Raw genomic sequence first — 18,136 nt, 5'->3', positions numbered from 1 at the left:
CTGTGGCATTTTCAGCCATTAATGTTTATGCTTAGCCGAACAAAAAAACCAGTCCGGTCAAAAGCTTTGACCAGGGAGCAGTGAATGAAACTACATGACGATATCCATAACTATTATGAAAAACTGATGCTGGACCATCTGATGGAACTGGGGCTGGATGCAGAGCATGACAGTGAATATCTGGCCGATTTATGCTGTATTGTGCTCAACCAGCTGCCTTGCAAATATATTCGTTATGAAGTGGATATGGCGTTTTACCTGCCCCAGACTGAACGTTTTGAGATGGTAACCCGCGTCAAGGAAGCTGTTGCTAAAGCGCGCAGTTTTTTAGACAGCCCGGACAATAAAAAAATGCCACAAGCACCACAAGCAACTGACGTTGAAGCCTGAACAATCCCAAAAATCTGAAAAAAACAACAAGCCTGTGCCGCTGGCGCAGGCGCCCACCGAAGTACAGCTGGCTGTTGATCTGATAATGTTATTGGAACAACAGCAACTGCCTGTGGCTACAGTGCTTGCCGCCCTTGCGATAGTACAAAAAGATTTTCAGCGCCAGCTCGTGATGGGCAAGGCGTCAGATAACCCAAAAGATAACTCAGCACATAAAGCAGCAGATCAAACAGCACAATAACGGGTAGTAAACCGGCGATTCAGGCCCGATTTGGCTCTGGGGTCAGCTCATGGATTTCAGGGGGTTGCGGGCTTTGGGTGGTAGCCTTACCAGCCACATCCCGGCACATACGTCATACGCTGCGGCTGCTTCCTTCCGGACCTGACCGGGTTCACGTACTAGTATTGCGGGAGGACCAATAAGGCCACCATAGTGTCGTCAGAGCAGCGCTATGTGGCGCTGTGACAATGCGGGCGCATTATGCTTAAAACTTGGCGCCTGTGCAAGGCATTATGCAAATTCCGGATTTTTTGCCTGCATTTGCTGAAAAAACAACCGCATCTGGGCACAATCCTGCTCAAAACTTTCCCCAGGCAGCATCACAGGGCCAAACACCAGTTGTTTGCTGGCAAAATCCAGCCCCAACAGCTGTATCGGTACCTGCGCCTGTTTGGCAATTTGCCAGAAACCGGAGCGGTATTGGCTGACTTTACGCCGGGTACCTTCAGGCGCAACTCCTAAAATCAGCTGCGGCTGCTGTTGAAACTCAGCCACTATTTGTGTCACCACACCATGAGCACTGTCACGACGCACAGGTATGCCCCCCAGCGCAATAACCAACTGCGTAGCGGCCAGACAAAAATACTGTGTTTGCCTAAAAAGGATATTTTTACACCAAGGGCCAGACTGGCAGCCATCGCCACCACAAAATCCCAGTTGGACGTATGAGGGGCGACAGCCACCACAAACTTGGGCACAGCCGGCAGTTCACCATTGATTGACCAGCCAAGTTGGCCTAATAACCAGCGACCAAAACGTTGTGCTCTGTCGCTTTGATGTCGGGGAGCCGTTGCCGGCAGTTGTGGCCAGTACTGCATCAGTGATTACCTTTTGGCAAGCAGTGGCTGATAGGCCGCCAGCAACAGTTTTAAACGTTGCTGATTTTTCTGACCTAGCCGGATCATTTGTTTAGCGGCAAGACCCAGCTGTTCAAGCTCGGCATCAGCAAAAGAATATTGCACTGAATCCAGCACTAACATCGGGCTGTCTGCCACTTCAGGAGAGGCCAGCAACACCTTAATGGCCTGCTGTACTCGGTCGCGGAACTGTTGCTCCGGATAACCCAGCTCCTGATAAGCCGCCTGCATCAGCGGGTACAGCTGATTAAACAAAGCCACCACCTGCGCTTTAGGTGCACTTTCAAGTAAATCCAGATAGAGGTTATAACGGGCATAGTTGGCACTATCAAGCTGATACTGAGCCCCATTTTTTACTACTTTAAAATCCTGTTTTAATCCTTTAAAAATGCCTTGCTGAGGTACCAGCTGACCCTGGGCAATATTGTCAACTTGCACCACAAAACGGCGGATCATCTCTTCATTCGCAAAAAGTGCCGCTAAACCCGGTTTCCAGTTCAGCTTTAATAATTCCTGATGTACCAAAGCGTCTGATTCATCAAGCGCAGGCAGTTGTGGCAATGCTGCAACTTCCTGCTCTGCTGGCAGCGTCTGCCCATCTACTCCGGCATCAGCAGCCTGAGCGCTGATTTCATCCACAGGTTCTTCTGTGGTCGTTAATACATCTTCCGGCTCTTTAACCGGCTCTGGTTGAGTGTCAGCGGCTGGCGCTGTCACCGCAGTGGCCGGTTTTGGCGTAGGTTCCGGCTCTGGCTTTAATAAATACCAGGCACTGGCGGCAATAATCGCCAACAACACCACTGGTGCCAGCCAGTTATTGTTTTTTGGCTGTTGTTCGGTTTTTTGTTCGCTCATCATATTCCCCCGTCGCACACTGAAAAGTTGCATTGTTCTCTTATATTTACTCTACCTGATCCACTGCGCCCTTACCACGACTCAAATCGGCTAAGTGTTTGGTTGTGGTGAAAAAGACCACAAAAAACCACAAAAATTCACAATCAAAAGTGCGGCGTTGCTTTGTCGGATAAAGTCAGTAATAGTTAGCAAATACCCCCTTGTTGTCAGGTCTTTTTTTGCTGTATGACAAACCACAAATCCGATAAAAAAGTTGCCTTGTTACTGACAGGAGGCGGCGCCAGAGCCGCTTATCAGGTTGGTGTGCTTAAAGCCATAGCCCAACAGTTTCCGCGTAACAGTAAAGTACCTTTTCAGATCATCTGCGGCACTTCTGCTGGCGCCATTAACGGCACCGCTGTGGCCTGTTATGCCAGCTGTTTTCATTTAGGGGTGCGTAAACTGGAATGGGTGTGGAAAAACTTTCATACCAGCCATGTGTATTATTCCGATTATCTGCGTGCCACTTATCATCTGGTGCGGGGTTTTTTGAGTGCTTTTCAGGCCGATTACGCCAATCATAAGCCGGTGTCTTTGCTGGATAACAAACCGCTGAAAATTTTGCTCAATGAACTGCTGGATTTAAAACGGCTGGACCGTAATATTATGGGCGGTTATCTCGACAGTGTGTCTGTGACCACCAGCTGTTACAACAGCGGCGATTCGATTACGTTTTTTCAGTCCAGAGATGCGTCGGAATGGCAAAGGTCGCGCCGCTGCGGCCAGCGCACTTTATTGGGCATCCATCATCTGATGGCCTCGGCCGCTATTCCGCTGGTGATGCCGTCGGTGCGTATTAACCAGCATTATTACGGTGATGGCTCGGTCAATCAGTTGTCGCCACTCAGTGCCCCTATTCATCTGGGCGCCGATAAAATTCTGATCATTGGCCTGGAACAACCACGAAAATACGATGCCACCCAGCAATTGCCCCATCATCCGAATTTATCCACCATTGCCGGTCACTTACTGGACAGTATTTTTTCTGACACCCTGACCGCCGATCTGGAACGGATGGAAAGGGTGAATAAAACCATCCGCACCCTGAATGAACATCAGATCCAGAGTGAACTCAAACCAATCCAGAGCCTTTTAATTAACCCGTCCACCAATTTTAATCAGCTGGCCAGTGAACATTTTTTGGCTTTGCCAATGGCGGTGCGCACCCTATTACGCACTATCGGCATTAAACAACATTCAGATTCGAGTCTCGCCAGTTATCTGCTCTTTGAAAAATCTTTTACCCGCCGCCTGATTGAACTGGGTTATGAAGATGGCATCCGGCAAATGGACCAAATAATGTCGTTATTAACCCCGGAGCAGCGGTAAACCGGCCGCCCCGGGCATAAATTTGCCGTCAAAAAGTTGTCTGTTGGCGGCAAAACTGAACAGCGAATGGCTAAGCTGCTGTATTTCATCAGCATTACAGAGTGGCACAAAACCTGCTTTGTTCAGTTATCATTCGATCACAGGAGCAAGCTGATGGATATGTTCAGCTTCCACGATATGTCGTTGGACCATGTGCCCAGTTATGCCGGCATTGCCAGTAAACCCAACTGGTCTGCGCTGAACAATACTGTTGGTCAGGGCCTGGTAGAGCAACTGCAAACCAGCCTGGATCTGGCACAACAATTACAAATTTTTTCCATGGCCGCCGGCAAAATTCTGCCGATCGCCACTTTGGAAATGCACACAGCCGTGGGGATCTTCCGCGCGGCCGGCTCTTATCCGGCCAGTCAGGAATACCGCAGTATGCTGGTATTAAACGATCAATGCCTGGCGGAGCTGGTGTACCAAAGTGACAGCAGCTTTACTCCGCTTTTGCAGCGGCGTTTGCTGGAACTGGAAATCCAGTGGTTATTTGCTCTGCGTAATGCATTGGTGGTTACCCGCCTGCAACAACTGGCGCTGAGGGATACCTTAACAGGCCTTGGCAATCGTCGGTTTTTTGACGATTCTTTTAGCAAAACAGTGTTGATGGCCGAACGCAAACAACAAGGTTGTGCGCTGATTTTGCTGGATTTGGATAACTTTAAGCCGGTCAATGATAATCACGGTCACCATGCCGGTGATGAAGTTCTACTGGCAGTGGCCGATGCGATGCGCAGCACTTTGCGAGTGAGCGACAATTTATTCCGTTTTGGCGGTGATGAATTTGCGGTGTTATTAACAGCTGAAGATGCCCAGAGTGCAGAGCTGGTGGCACACAGGTTAGTCAAAGCCATTAGCCAGCATCATATCTGTGAAAAATTTATGGTGTCTGCCAGTGCCGGTTTAGCGCAGCTCAATCCGGGCGAAAATAGTAAGTTGTTGTTTGCAAGGGCTGATCAGGCGTTATATCAGGCCAAACAAAGTGGCAAAAATGCCGTACGTCAGGCGCCAGTACAAACCGCAATTACCGAAGTGGCAGAGCTGATTAAAGCTTAACCGCAGCCCCCTGCAGCAGCAGCCAGCTTTTGGCTTCTGCCGCAGTACAGCTACTGGCATAACCCAGCACCCCGACTATATGCTGCCCGGCAATAACAAGCGGCACAGCGCCACGTTGCCAGGGCGGCACCTGCCACAGCTGCAGCCATTGTTTTAACGGTTTGTGCATGCTGGCCCCAGCCGGCTTAAACTTGCGGCTAAAACCACCAAACTCCAGCCTGAGTGGCTCTGTGATGCCAACCGGCAGCGGCCAGCAAGCGGAAGATTGCTGAACTGCACTGATATTATCCTGCCAACACAAAATACGGCCATCCTGAAGTTTTAGTTGCTGCCCGGGCTGCAGCCATACAGCAGCATTGTGCTTTTGTTGCAACTGCATCATGGCCAACTCAGCGGCGGTAAACAGATACAACTGCTGCTGATAACGACGCAGTTCAATATCACCAAGCCGGATCAAGGGCGTCGCATCGGCTTTGGCCGCTACCAGATTGTGTATCAGCTCAGACAATACGCTGCTTGACGGATTAACACCAAATTGTTGTAAAAAAGCACGCAACAGCAGTTGTTGCACCGGCAACGGATGTTGTTGTAATCCGGCTAAATCCAGCTGCTGCTTTTGTTGCAACCGGGCTAATAAAGGTTGCAGCAGATAATCATTGGCCTGCTGCACCTCACCCAGTAGCTGCATACTGCGGCTGCTGGTTTTGGCAATAGCAGGAAATTTTGCTGTCAGCGCTGGCAGTACATGTAACCGCAAAAAATTACGGTCAAAGGCCGGGTTCTGGTTACTTTCATCCTGTATAAAAGGCACTGCTGCAGCTTCTGCCAGCGCTCTGAGTTCATCACGGCTAAAATCCAGTAAGGGCCGCAGCAACCAGCCAGCGGCAAAAGGTTGCTGTGTTGCAATACCGGCAAGACCTGCCACACCACTGCCCCTTTTTAGCGCCAGCAATAAAGTTTCCAGCTGATCATCGGCATGATGGGCGGTGCAAAGCGCCGTATCTGAGGTGGACACATAAGACCGCAGCGCCTGATAACGGGCACTGCGCGCTTTGGCTTCCAGATTATCACGCCCCTGAATGCTGACGTTTTCCACCAAAAAAGGCAGTTGCAGCAAAGCACACTGAGCAGCACAAAAATCGGCCCAGGCGCTGGCATTGGGGCTTAAGCCATGATGCACATACACAGCTTTAAGCTCTCGCCCGCCCTGCTGCATTTGCCATTGTTTCAGCAGATACAACAGCACCATTGAATCCAGCCCGCCGCTCAGCGCCAATACCACCTGATGACAACCAAGGGCACTGAGTTTTTGCGTAATGCTGTCTAACATGGGCTGGGCTGTGGCTGGTAATAACATGGATACCCGTAAAATAAAAAAGCCGCTGAAAGCGGCTTTTATAACACAAAGTGTGATTTAGCAATAACCAAAGGACATCAGACGTTTATAACGACGGTCCAGTAGCTCAGGCAGCGACATTTTGTCCAGTTTGGCCAGATCGCGGATCAGCGCCTGTTTTAAGCTGGCTGCCATCTGCTCGTGAGCACGGTGGGCGCCGCCTAAGGGCTCGGCAATCACTTCGTCAATTAAACCCAGCTCTTTAATCCGGGCTGCGGTAATGCCCATGGCGTCAGCTGCCAGCGGCGCTTTTTCTGCGCTTTTCCATAAAATGGACGCACAACCTTCTGGTGAAATCACCGAGTAGGTGCTGTATTGCAGCATGTTAACCTGATCGCCCACACCGATGGCCAAAGCACCACCTGAACCACCTTCACCAATCACAGTACAAATCACCGGCACTTTTAAACCGGCCATCACTTTTAAGTTGCGGGCAATAGCTTCACTCTGACCGCGCTCTTCAGCGCCGATACCAGGATAAGCACCCGGCGTGTCGATAAAAGTAATGATCGGCATATTAAAACGTTCAGCCATTTCAAACATTCTGAGCGCTTTACGGTAACCTTCAGGACGTGGCATGCCAAAGTTACGTTTGATTTTTTCGTGGGTGTCGCGACCTTTCTGATGACCAATCACCATCACAGTACGCTCACCCAAACGGGCGGTACCACAGACAATAGCGGCATCATTGGCAAAAGCACGGTCACCGGCCAGTTCGTCAAAATCTGTAAAAATATGCTTGATGTAATCCAGTGTGTAAGGACGCATTGGATGACGGGCTAACTGAGCCACCTGCCAGGCGCCCAGTTCAGCAAAAATCTTTTTGGTCAGTGTCAGGCTTTTTTCTTTAAGCTTGTTCACTTCTTCTTCCAAGCCGAGATCAAAATCTCCGTTACGGCTGACTTTGCGCAGTTCTTCTATTTTTGCTTCAAGTTCCGCAATCGGTTGCTCAAACTCTAAATAATTCAGCATCATCGACTGTCACTACCTACCTAATTAAATTCAAGTTGTATTGTTGCTAATTGTTTTAACTGATGCAACAAAGCGTCTGTGGGTGTCACCCACCATTCTGTGCCCAGTGCCATGGTTATTGCGCCTTCAGGCCGCTGATAACGCAACTGCACTGGTACTGTGCCGGCTTTAAATTCTGCCAGCACCTGCTGTAATCTGGTTAAATAATCCGGTCCTGTCTGCGCCGAATCTACGGTGATAAACAACGACTTCAGGCATTTTTCCCTTGCCTCTGTGATCTCAACCACCTCGCGGCCGGTCATTGTAAGGCCACCGCTGAAATCATCAAAGCTGACCTGTCCGGAAATCACCAAAACCTTGTCTTTTTGCAGCAGATGCTCGAAGTTCTCGAACTGTTCGGGGAAAAAACGAACATCTAACCGCGCTGATTTATCATCCAGCTGCACCAAAGCCCAGCGCCGGCCTTTTTTGTTGATCAGCACCCGCACCGACACCACTAAACCACAGGCTTTGACGGTTTGGTCGCGCCGGCCCGGTTGCATCTCCACTAAACGGCAACTGGCATAATGCGGTAGTTCTGCCAGATAACGGTTAATAGGGTGACCTGTTAAATATAAACCGAGCGTTTCACGCTCCCCTTCCAGCCAGACTTCATCCGGCCAAATCGGCACCTGTTTAAAGGCCTTGGCGGCCATTTGTGGTTCAGGCGCCAATAAACCAAATAAATCACTTTGGCCCACAGCTTCGGCTTTGGCATGTTGCTCCGCCGCTTTCATCGCTTCTTCCAGGCTTGCCATAGTGGCAGCTCTGTGCGGCCCGAGTTTATCCATAGCACCGGATAAAATCAGTTTTTCAATCACACGGCGATTGAGTTTTTTCAGGTCAACCTTGGCGCAAAAATCGAATAAATCAACAAAAGGGCCTTTTTGCGTGCGGGCTTCAATAATGGCTTCAATCGGGCCTTCACCCACGCCTTTTATCGCGCCAATACCATAGACAATATGGCCTTGTTCATTAACAGTGAACTTATATAAACCCTCGTTGACATCAGGCGGAATCAGCTTGAGCTTCATATGCTCACACTCATCCACCAAAGTGACGATTTTATCTGTGTTGTCCATATCGGCCGACATCACCGCCGCCATAAACTCGGCCGGATAATGGGCTTTCATCCATAAGGTTTGATAAGACACCAGCGCATAAGCGGCGGAGTGAGATTTGTTAAAACCGTAACCTGCAAACTTCTCGACCAAATCGAAGATTTTCATCGCAAGTTCTGGGTCCACCCCATTGGCTGCAGCACCGTTCTGGAAGGTGTCCCGCTGTTTGGCCATCTCTTCGGGTTTTTTCTTACCCATAGCACGGCGTAATAAGTCGGCGCCGCCCAGTGAATAACCGGACAGCACCTGCGCTATCTGCATCACCTGCTCCTGATACAGAATAATGCCGTAGGTGGGTTCCAGAATGGGTTTGAGCGATTCGTGCTGCCAGGTGGCATCCGGATAAGAAATGGCTTCGCGGCCACGTTTACGGTCGATAAAGTTATCCACCATGCCCGACTGCAAAGGGCCAGGCCGGAACAACGCCACCAAAGCTATCATGTCTTCAAAACAGTCCGGTTGCAGACGGCGGATCAGGTCTTTCATACCACGGGATTCCAGCTGGAACACCGCTGTGGTTTCCGCTTTCATCAGCATGTCGTAACTTTTTTTATCAACCAGCGGAATTTGGGTGATATCCACCGGCGGCTTGCCTTCTTTACGGTGACGCTCGTTCACCATATTGACTGCCCACTGCAAAATAGTGAGGGTCCGAAGGCCTAAAAAGTCGAATTTGACGAGACCGGCGTATTCAACGTCGTTTTTATCAAACTGGGTAACAGGGTTATTGCCTTCACTGTCACAATACACAGGGGCAAAGTCGGTGATTTTAGTCGGCGCTATCACCACACCACCGGCGTGTTTACCGGCGTTACGGGTCACGCCTTCGAGGCGGCGCGCCATATCTATCAGATCTTTAACTTCTGAGTCGGCGGCATACAGCTCAGGCAAGCGTGGCTCTTCAATAAAAGCCTGTTCGAGCGTCATCCCAGGTGTGGGTGGGATCAGTTTAGAAATTCGGTCAACAAAACCATAAGGATGCCCCAGCACCCGGCCCACGTCGCGAATAACCGCTTTGGCCGCCATGGTACCAAAGGTAATAATTTGTGACACAGCCTCACGGCCGTACATGTCAGAGACGTGTTCTATCACCTCGTCGCGTCTGTCCATACAGAAGTCGACGTCAAAGTCGGGCATCGACACCCGCTCCGGGTTCAAAAAGCGCTCAAAGAGTAAGTCAAATTCAAGCGGATCTAAGTCAGTGATTTTCAGCGCATAAGCCACCAGAGAACCGGCGCCTGAGCCCCGGCCCGGGCCCACCGGAATATCGTTATCCTTGGACCACTGGATAAACTCCATCACCACCAGGAAGTATCCGGGGAACCCCATCTGGTTAATCACGTCGAGCTCAACCTGCAAGCGCTCGTCGTATTCACCCCGCTTTTGTGCCCGCACTTTCTCATCCGGAAACAGAATTTTTAACCGCTCTTCCAAACCTTCACGCGACTTTAACACCAGAAAATCGGCATCTGTCATGCCACCTGTCGGGAAAGCCGGCAGGAAATATTCGCCTAAACGGATAGTGACATTACAACGTTTGGCAATTTCAACTGAGTTGGCAAGGGCTTCAGGGATGTCGGCAAAGAGCGCCTGCATTTCTTCCGCAGAGCGTAAGTACTGCTGCTCACTGTAATTTTTCGGCCGGCGTTTATCTTCCAGCGTGTAACCGTCGTGAATGGCCACCCTAATTTCATGGGCAGAAAAATCGTCCGGTGTTAAAAACACCACTTCGTTGGTGGCCACCACCGGCAGGCCGGTGTCTTCTGCCAGCGTCACTGCCTGCTGAATATAAATCTCTTCATCAACCCGGCCGGTGCGAATAAGCTCCAGAAAAAACCGCTCTGGAAAATGCTGCTGATAAAAAGCCACCAGCTGCTCAGTGCTGCTTTTATTGCCTTTGATCAAGGCTTTGCCAAGGGGGCCATCTTTGCCACCTGACAGCACAATTAAGCCAGGGCTGTGCTCTATCAGCCAGTCGTGGTCAATTTGCGGTTTGTCGGCAATATGGCCACGTAAATAAGCTTTGGACAACAACATGGTCAGGTTCTGATAACCTTCGTTATCGCTTGCCAGCACCAGCAAACGACAGGCTTCGCCCGGGAATAGCGGATGCTGCACATAAAGATCTGCACCCACTATAGGTTTAATGCCGGCATCATGAGCCGTGCTGTAAAACCGCACCAAACCACACATATTCATCTGATCAGTCAAAGCCAAGGCAGGCATCAACTGCTTTTTGGCAGCGCCCACTATAGGTTTGATTTTACTTAAGCCGTCCACCATCGAAAAATCGCTGTGTACGCGCAGATGAATAAATCCGGGTTCCATCACATTACCTTTTCCAAACTGCTTTGAAGCACTGACCAGCGCTGTGTACTCAATTGCATCCAAACCTCAGCTGTTGCACACCAGACGCTGTTACAAGTCTGTTTCATGCTGACGTTCAATGGCGTCGCGCACCGGTTTATAACTGCGCCGATGTTCCGCCAGAATACCGTGTTTGGCAATAGCGGCCAGATGTTCGGCCGTTGGATACCCTTTATGGCCGGCAAAATTATATTCAGGATAGAGCTGGTGTAACTGTGTCATTTCGGCATCACGCGCCACTTTGGCCAGAATAGAAGCTGCGCTGATTTCCGGCACCAGACTGTCGCCTTTTACCACAGCACTGCCTTTGTGTTTTAAGCCATCCGGCACTCTGTTGCCGTCAATCAGCACCCACTCTGGCTGAATGTGCAGACCATCCACCGCCCTTTGCATCGCCAGCATAGTGGCATGCAAAATATTGATGTCGTCAATTTCTTCCACTTCAGCCCGGCCCAAGCTCCAGCTTAATGCTTTTTCACGAATTTCAGCTGCTAATAACAACCGCTTTTTTTCACTGAGTTTTTTTGAATCTGTTAAACCGGCAATAGGCTTGTCCGGATCCAGGATCACCGCGGCTGTCACCACAGCACCCACCAACGGACCACGACCGACTTCATCCACGCCTGCTAATAAGCGAACAGCAGGTCTTATATAATCCGGATTTAAATTTGTATCAGACATTGAGTAGCTCCACCACAGCAGCAGCCGCTTTGACGCTGGCGTCACAACAAATTTGCTGATGAATAGCCGTAAATTCAGCCCTTGTGTTGTCACCTTGTTGGCTCAGCAGCGGAGTCATGGCATCGAGTAAGTGTTGTTCTGTCACTTCATGCTGCAAAAACTCCGGCACCAGTGCTTTTTTTGCCAGCAAATTGGGCAGGCTGAAATAATCGACTTTCACCAGACGTTTGGCAATTTGATAAGTCAGCCAGTTGGTTTTATAAGCCACCACCATCGGTGTTTTGGCCAGCATCGCTTCTAAAGTGGCAGTGCCGGAGGCAATAAACACCGCATCTGCGGCTGTTAAGGTTTGTCTTGCCTGCCCCACCAGCAGTGTCAGCTTGAGACTGGGTGCTGTTTCAGCCCAAATGGCATTAAAAATATCGGCTTTGGCCTGGGTCACCATATTACACACCAGCTGCAGCCCAGGATTTTGCTGTTGCAGCTTGGCGGCAGCACGTAAAAAATCCGGCGCCAGCAATTTAATTTCATTACTTCTGCTACCCGGCATAATGGCCAGCAGCGGCTTATCGGCAGCAAAACCGAGCGCAACTTTTTCGGCGGTTTTACCCGGTGATAAAGGCATCTGGTCAGCCAATGTATGGCCAACAAAGGTGCAAGGCACCTGATGCTGGTCATAAAAAGCTTTTTCAAAAGGCAACAACGCCAGCACCATGTTGGTGGCAGCGGCAATTTTAAAAATTCGCTTTTGCCGCCAGGCCCAGACCGAAGGGCTGACATAATGTACGGTTTTAATACCGGCCTGTTTTAATTTCAGCTCCACCGGCAGGTTAAAATCCGGTGCATCAATGCCAATAAACACATCCGGTTTGTGCAGATTAAAATGCGCCAGAATGTCGCGGCGCACCTGCAATAACCTTGGCAGCCTGCCCAGCACTTCCACTATGCCCATGACCGCCAGCTCTTCCATATCAAACACCGCCTGAAACCCTTCAGCGCGCATGCGTTCACCGCCAATACCGTAAAATTCTGCGTTGGGAAGCCTGAGCTTTAGCGCGCGGATAAGATCAGCGCCCAGAATGTCGCCTGAGTGTTCTCCTGCGATCAGCGCAATTTTTAGCGGTTGAAGTATTGGGTCCAAAGTTCACCCCGGAAGTTAGCCAGGCTGCAGTGCAACCTGATGAAAAATAAGCGGGATCTTACCCTGCTTTGTGGACAAAGGGAAAAACATTCAAGGGCTTTGCTGTTGTTCGATCCGCTCAGGCCAGCGGCAAAAACAAACCGGCGTCTGTTGACGCCGGTTATCAGGATGTAAAGAACTGGCTTTAACGGGCAGCTGTTAACGAATGATACCGCGCGGCGATTGCACAATAAAATCAGTAAAAACTTTAATCTCAGGCAATTGTTCTGCTTTTTCAGCAAGAGCCGCCACAGCGTCATTGACCGTCAGCCCCTGACGATACAACACTTTATAAGCGCGTTTTATTTCCAGAATTGCGTCGCTGCTAAAACCACGGCGTTTTAAACCTTCGCTGTTAATACCATGCGGCACTGCGTGCGAGCCATGCGCCATCACATAAGGCGGCACGTCTTTGACCACAATAGAACCCCCACCGATAAAACTGTGGGCGCCAATATGGCAGAACTGATGGACACCACTCATACCACCGATAATCACCCAGTCACCCACATGCACATGGCCTGCAGTAGAGGCGTTATTGGCAAAAATCACATTGCTGCCAATGACACAATCATGCGCCACATGGGTGTAATTCATAAAGAGGTTATTGCTGCCAATAATGGTGACGCCTTTATCCTGAATGGTACCGCGGTGCACGGTACAACCTTCACGGAATATATTGTTGTCGCCAATATGCAGTTCGGTCGGTTCGTTTTTGTATTTTTTGTCCTGACAGGCTTCACCAATACTGGTGAACTGAAAAAAATGATTGCCACGACCAATGGTGGAAGGCCCTTTAATCACCACATGGGATTCAAGGATACAATCGTCACCCAGCGTGACACCTTCACCTACATAACAAAAAGGCCCAATCCGCACGTTGTGACCAATGCGGGCTCCTGCTTCAATGACAGCGGATGAATGGATCATAATCAGAGTTCTCTTCTTGCACACATCAGTTCAGCTGAACAGACAACCTGGCCATCCACTTTGGCTTCACCATAGAACTTCCACATATTGCGGCGTTCTTTTAAAAACTTCACTTCCAGTACCAGTTGATCACCAGGTACCACAGGTTTTTTAAAGCGCGCTTCGTCTATACCGGCAAACAAATACAGTTCGTTTTCCGCACGCTCTGACACGGTTTTAAACCCCAGAATACCTGTGGCCTGCGCCATGGCTTCCAAAATGAGCACACCAGGAAAAATCGGGAAACCCGGAAAATGACCGGTAAAAATAGGTTCATTGATAGAGACGTTTTTAATGGCGGTCAGATATTCGCCCGGCTTGTAATCCAGCACCCGGTCTATTAATAAAAACGGGTAACGGTGTGGCAACAACGCCATAATTTCCTGAATTTCTAAGCTATTTAATGAATTCGTCAAAATGAACCCTCTGACTGATTAAAACTGAACATAAAACACAAAACGCAGTGTTATTCTGCGTCTTGTGCTTTTAATTGGGCCAGTTGTTGTTCAACGTCCCGCAGGCGTTGATACATCTGGTCAAGCTGGCGATAACGGGCGTTGTTTTTCCGCCACTCCAGATTCGGACTGGCCGGTACGCCGGAGGAATAAATTCCTTTTTCGGTAATGCCTTTGGTGATCATCGACATACCAGTGATCTGCACCCCATCACAAATCTCAATATGACCGGTAATAGCGCAGGCGCCACCAATAATACAATAACGGCCAATTTTGGTACTGCCGGCCACTACAGTACAACCTGCAATAGCGGTGTGGTCACCAATCTGGGCGTTATGGGCTATTTGTACCTGGTTATCAATAATACAATTGTAGCCAATGATGGTATCGGCCATAGCACCACGGTCGATGGTGGTATTGGCACCAATTTCAGTGTCATTGCCAACCACTACCCCACCCACTTGTGGGATCTTTAACCACTGGCCACGTTCATTGGCAAAACCAAAACCGTCGGCACCAATCACAGCACCACTGTGTACAATACAGCGTTCGCCGATTTTCACGCCATGATAAAGCGTCACTTTGGGCCAGATTTTAGTACCAGCGCCAATTTGTGTGCCTTCACCAATAAAACAGCCGGCACCTATCTGCACATTGTCGCCGATTTCAGCATTTTTGCTGATCACCGCATAAGCACCAATCTGCGCGCTGACAGCAACTTTGGCACCTGGCTCAATCAGGGCTGTAGCATGCACACCAGTGGCAACCGCAGGTGTGGTATCGAGCAACTGTGCCACTTTGGCAAAAGCTACATAAGGGTCTTTTACCACTAAAGCGCTGACCGGACAAAACTCCAGATCTTCTTCTTTAATCAGCACGGCGCTGGCTGTACTTTGCTGCAGAAACTTGCGGTATTTGCTATTGGCGAGAAAACTGATATGACCAGTACTGGCTTCTTCAAGTGTGGCAACGGCGCTGATGATTGCAGCGCCGTCTCCATGCAGCTGAGCGCCAAGTTGCTCAGCCAGCTCTGTCAAACTGTAGTCCGACATTATTTCGCTTTACTTACCTGAGCAACCACAGCAGAAGAAATATCGTACTCTGGTTTAGCAAACACTGCAGCTTCAGCGTTCAGGATCACGTCGTATTGCTCTTTGGCAGCAATAGCGTCGATGGCGGTTTTCACCAGGCCCATCAGCTTGTTGTTTTCTTCACCTTGACGCTGACGGTAAGATTCTTCTAAAGAACGTGCCATTGGCTCGTACTGCTGCTGTTGTTTTTCAATAGCAGCCTGTAATTCTTTTTTCTGCGCTTCGCTCATGGTTGAGCCGTCACGCTTATATTTTTCAATATTAAACTTCAGGTCACTTTCCAGCTTTTGCATTTCAGCAAACTTGGCACCAAATTCAGTTTTTAAAGTTTCCTGAACTTTTGTCGCTTGTGGCAGCTGAGAGAACACAGCGCGTACGTTGACAAAACCGACTTTCATTTCTTTTGCAGATACAGCACCGGCCATCAGAACGCTGGCCAGTAATACTGCTGTTTTGGTAAAGCTTGGCTTAAACATAATGTCCTTTTACCTCAAAATAATACTTAAAACGTTGTGCCGATATTAAAGCTGAAGTTTTCCTGCTCGTCGCCATCATATTTTTTGATAATTTTGGCAAGGCTGAAAGTCAGGGGGCCCATAGGCGAAATCCACTGCACTGTTACACCCGCAGAGACCCGAATCATACCCGCATCTGAATAATCCAGCAAACCTGTTTGCAGATAATTTGGATCCTGATACTGGTTTAATTTGGCGTATCTGCTGATGTCAAATTCAGTGTCCCACACGTTACCCGCATCCACAAATAAACTGGTGCGGATAGAGTTGGCATAATCTTCTTTGACCAGCGGTGTTGGTGTGATCAGCTCCAGCGTAGCGATCGCCTGGGCATTACCGCCAAAGGAACGTTGTGAAATGCTGTAGCTGTCAAAGTCAGGTGAAGTTGGTAATGAAGACCCTGTGCCCATCGCATAAGGATCCGGTAAACCCGGAATACTGTTGACAAAACGATAGACGGCGCGTGGGCCTATCACGCGGTTTTCAAAACCACGGAAGTTCTGACCACCGGCATAGAAGTTGTCGTTAAAAGGTAAAGTGTGGTCGTAACCATCTTTGCTGCCATAACCGTTACCATAACCTAGTTCCAGCTTGCTTAAGAAAGACCAGCTATGGTCGTTGCTCAATGCAATATAATTTGCAGCTTCAAAATTGGTTTTGAAATATTGCAAATCTGAATTTGGCGTGGTGATTTTGCCACTGAGGGACAATCTCAACCCCTCCGTAGGGAAAGTCCCCCGGTTTAAGGTGCTGCGTACCCAGCCAATCGCCAGATCGTAGTTGGTAAACTCATAAGAGCTGTCTGGTTTGGCCGGATCCAGCAACATAGCACGGAAATGCCGTAACTGGTCGAATTCCTGAATATAACTGATATCATTGACGCTGACGTTGGCACCAAAATTTAATCTGCTGTATTCATTCACCGGGTAACCAAAGCTGACACCGGCACCATAACTCTTCTGGTTATAAGCCTCAAGACCAGCTTTGCTGCCGTCAAAGTCGGAATAAAACACCGAGCCACCGAGGCTGATACCATCCAGTGTAAAATACGGGTCTGTATAGCTCAGGTTAATAGATTTCTGGTACTTGTTGGTATTAAAGCTAATACCAGCAGAGTTGCCTGTACCTAAGAAACTTTGTTGTTCAACACCCAGCTGAAAAGCCAGGCCCTGGTAACTACCAAAAGAAACACCTGCATTAAAGCTACCAGACGGTCGCTCTTTAATAGTAAAGTTCACATCCACTTTATCGTCTGAACCAGGCACATCTTTGGTTTCAAAGTCGACTTTTTCAATATAAGGCAGACGCTGCACCCAAAGCTTGGATTTTTCCAGTGTGTCATTTGACAACCAGGCGCCTTCCATCTGGCGGATTTCACGGCGAATAACTTCATCCTTGGTGGCCGCATTACCTTTGATAGAAATACGGTTCACATAAACCCGTTTGCCAGGGTCGACACTGATGGTTAAGGCCACTTCTTTGGTGTCGTCATTAATATTGGTGCTGGTACGCACTTTCGAGTTGGCATAACCAAAACTGGCAAGGAACTTGGCTATACTCTCTTCGGTATAAGTGACCAAAGCACCGTTATACAACTGACCACTTTTCAGTGGCAGCAAAGCGTTAATAAACTCTTCCTGACCAATCAAATCACCAACAAAATCAATGCCGGTAATGGTGTATTGTTCACCTTCTTTTACCTGCAAGGTGACATACACCGATTTTTTATCCGGACTCACTGCAACAGTGTTGGCTTCGATATCAAAACGCAGGTAACCACGGTCCAGATAAAAACTGCGGATTTTTTCCAGATCGCCTTTTAAGGTTTCTTTCTGATAACGGTCGGACGACATAAAACGCCACCAGGGTAAATCCACCAGCGACTCGGTATTTTTCAGGATGTCTTGATCAGAAAATAGTTCGTTACCAACTATATTGATCTGTCGGACTGAGGCAGCGTCACCTTCTTTAAATTCCAGTTTCAGATTGACACGATTACGCGGCAGATAAGTCAGCTTGACATCAACTTTTGCGTTGTATTTACCCACACCGTGATAGAACTCAGTTAAACCGTTTTCAATTTCGCGGATCAGGGTTTTATCCAGCTGCTCACCGACAATAATTTTCTGGTTGGTCAAACTGTCGTTCAACTGCTCTTCTTTAATGTCTTTGTTGCCTTTAAATTCAATGGCGTTGATAGTTGGGCGTTCTTTTACCCGGTAAATCACGGTCTGACCGTCACGGTAGACTGAAATTTCGTCAAAATGGCCGGCGGCATATAACGACTTTACGCCTTTAGACAGCGCGTAATCTGACACTGTATCGCCGATATTAAATGGCAGGTTATTCAGGGCCGCGCCTAATGCCACGCGTTGTAAGCCTTCTACCTGAATGTCTTTTACCGTAAATGATTGTTCAGCGAGCACCGAGTTGCTGGCAGAGGCCAGCAACATCGCAGCTACTAATCGTTTAATTGTCATTGTTTTGGACTACTTATGATTA

The 18,136-nt window shown here is 48.9% G+C and carries 17 protein-coding genes and 1 other RNA gene; 4 read left to right on the top strand and 14 right to left on the bottom strand.

Annotation, left to right across the window (positions count from 1 at the left end):
- Positions 1-84: 84 nt before the first annotated feature.
- Positions 85-390: a late competence development ComFB family protein gene (locus V7P87_RS12180; protein ID WP_333797667.1), complete on the top strand. Its 306-nt coding sequence runs from the start codon at positions 85-87 to the stop codon at positions 388-390.
- Entirely contained in the window at positions 380-631 is a 252-nt protein-coding gene (locus V7P87_RS12175; RefSeq protein ID WP_333797666.1) for a DUF2496 domain-containing protein, read from the top strand. The genes V7P87_RS12180 and V7P87_RS12175 overlap by 11 nt, the downstream gene beginning before the upstream one ends.
- Before the next feature lie 84 nt (positions 632-715).
- On the opposite strand, the gene ffs is transcribed toward V7P87_RS12175, so the two are convergent.
- The 4 genes from ffs to V7P87_RS12155 all read right to left on the bottom strand — a co-directional run bounded on the left by ffs (position 716) and on the right by V7P87_RS12155 (position 2,382).
- Positions 716-812: signal recognition particle sRNA small type (gene ffs / locus V7P87_RS12170), an RNA gene on the bottom strand.
- A gap of 89 nt (positions 813-901) precedes the next feature.
- Positions 902-1,204, bottom strand: coding sequence for a hypothetical protein (locus V7P87_RS12165; protein ID WP_333797665.1), 303 nt, complete (start codon positions 1,202-1,204; stop codon positions 902-904).
- Entirely contained in the window at positions 1,174-1,488 is a 315-nt protein-coding gene (locus tag V7P87_RS12160) for a hypothetical protein (protein WP_333797664.1), read from the bottom strand. Before V7P87_RS12160 ends, V7P87_RS12165 begins: the two co-directional genes overlap by 31 nt.
- A 6-nt stretch (positions 1,489-1,494) precedes the next feature.
- A complete protein-coding gene (locus V7P87_RS12155; RefSeq protein ID WP_333797663.1) occupies positions 1,495-2,382 on the bottom strand; it encodes a DUF3014 domain-containing protein in 888 nt (295 codons plus the stop codon).
- A gap of 225 nt (positions 2,383-2,607) precedes the next feature.
- Between V7P87_RS12155 and V7P87_RS12150 the strand changes: the two genes are divergently transcribed.
- Both V7P87_RS12150 and V7P87_RS12145 read left to right on the top strand, forming a co-directional pair.
- Positions 2,608-3,750: a patatin-like phospholipase family protein gene (locus V7P87_RS12150; RefSeq protein ID WP_333797662.1), complete on the top strand. Its 1,143-nt coding sequence runs from the start codon at positions 2,608-2,610 to the stop codon at positions 3,748-3,750.
- A 153-nt stretch (positions 3,751-3,903) separates the two neighbouring features.
- The gene (locus V7P87_RS12145) at positions 3,904-4,848 is read left to right on the top strand and encodes a GGDEF domain-containing protein (protein WP_333797661.1); all 945 of its coding nucleotides are present in this window, start codon (positions 3,904-3,906) and stop codon (positions 4,846-4,848) included.
- Here V7P87_RS12145 and tilS read toward each other — a convergent pair.
- From tilS to bamA, 10 genes are all read right to left on the bottom strand, one after another.
- Positions 4,838-6,205 carry a tRNA lysidine(34) synthetase TilS gene (tilS, locus tag V7P87_RS12140; RefSeq protein WP_333797660.1) on the bottom strand — a complete coding sequence of 456 codons (1,368 nt, stop codon included), beginning with the start codon at positions 6,203-6,205 and terminating at the stop codon, positions 4,838-4,840. The two genes, V7P87_RS12145 and tilS, sit on opposite strands and share 11 nt — an antisense overlap.
- Before the next feature lie 57 nt (positions 6,206-6,262).
- Entirely contained in the window at positions 6,263-7,219 is a 957-nt protein-coding gene (gene accA, locus V7P87_RS12135) for an acetyl-CoA carboxylase carboxyl transferase subunit alpha (protein WP_333797659.1), read from the bottom strand.
- A gap of 17 nt (positions 7,220-7,236) precedes the next feature.
- On the bottom strand, positions 7,237-10,704 hold the full coding sequence (dnaE, locus tag V7P87_RS12130; protein WP_333797658.1) for a DNA polymerase III subunit alpha: 3,468 nt from the start codon (positions 10,702-10,704) through the stop codon (positions 7,237-7,239).
- Between the two features lie 90 nt (positions 10,705-10,794).
- Positions 10,795-11,424, bottom strand: a complete 630-nt coding sequence (gene rnhB / locus V7P87_RS12125) for a ribonuclease HII (protein WP_333797657.1) — start codon at positions 11,422-11,424, stop codon at positions 10,795-10,797.
- Entirely contained in the window at positions 11,417-12,565 is a 1,149-nt protein-coding gene (gene lpxB, locus V7P87_RS12120; RefSeq protein WP_333797656.1) for a lipid-A-disaccharide synthase, read from the bottom strand. Before lpxB ends, rnhB begins: the two co-directional genes overlap by 8 nt.
- Before the next feature lie 198 nt (positions 12,566-12,763).
- Positions 12,764-13,534, bottom strand: coding sequence for an acyl-ACP--UDP-N-acetylglucosamine O-acyltransferase (lpxA, locus tag V7P87_RS12115; RefSeq protein ID WP_333797655.1), 771 nt, complete (start codon positions 13,532-13,534; stop codon positions 12,764-12,766).
- A 2-nt stretch (positions 13,535-13,536) separates the two neighbouring features.
- Positions 13,537-13,989, bottom strand: a complete 453-nt coding sequence (gene fabZ, locus V7P87_RS12110; protein ID WP_333797654.1) for a 3-hydroxyacyl-ACP dehydratase FabZ — start codon at positions 13,987-13,989, stop codon at positions 13,537-13,539.
- A gap of 50 nt (positions 13,990-14,039) precedes the next feature.
- Positions 14,040-15,080 carry a UDP-3-O-(3-hydroxymyristoyl)glucosamine N-acyltransferase gene (gene lpxD / locus V7P87_RS12105; RefSeq protein WP_333797653.1) on the bottom strand — a complete coding sequence of 347 codons (1,041 nt, stop codon included), beginning with the start codon at positions 15,078-15,080 and terminating at the stop codon, positions 14,040-14,042.
- A complete protein-coding gene (locus V7P87_RS12100) occupies positions 15,080-15,595 on the bottom strand; it encodes an OmpH family outer membrane protein (RefSeq protein ID WP_333797652.1) in 516 nt (171 codons plus the stop codon). Before V7P87_RS12100 ends, lpxD begins: the two co-directional genes overlap by 1 nt.
- Positions 15,596-15,621: 26 nt before the next feature.
- On the bottom strand, positions 15,622-18,114 hold the full coding sequence (bamA, locus tag V7P87_RS12095; protein WP_333797651.1) for an outer membrane protein assembly factor BamA: 2,493 nt from the start codon (positions 18,112-18,114) through the stop codon (positions 15,622-15,624).
- Positions 18,115-18,136: the final 22 nt, after the last annotated feature.

The sequence above is a fragment of the Rheinheimera sp. genome (genome assembly GCF_036782235.1).
Lineage (GTDB): Bacteria > Pseudomonadota > Gammaproteobacteria > Enterobacterales > Alteromonadaceae > Pararheinheimera.
Note: the sequence above shows the minus strand (reverse complement) of the source record. Positions and strands in the feature narration are given on the sequence as shown.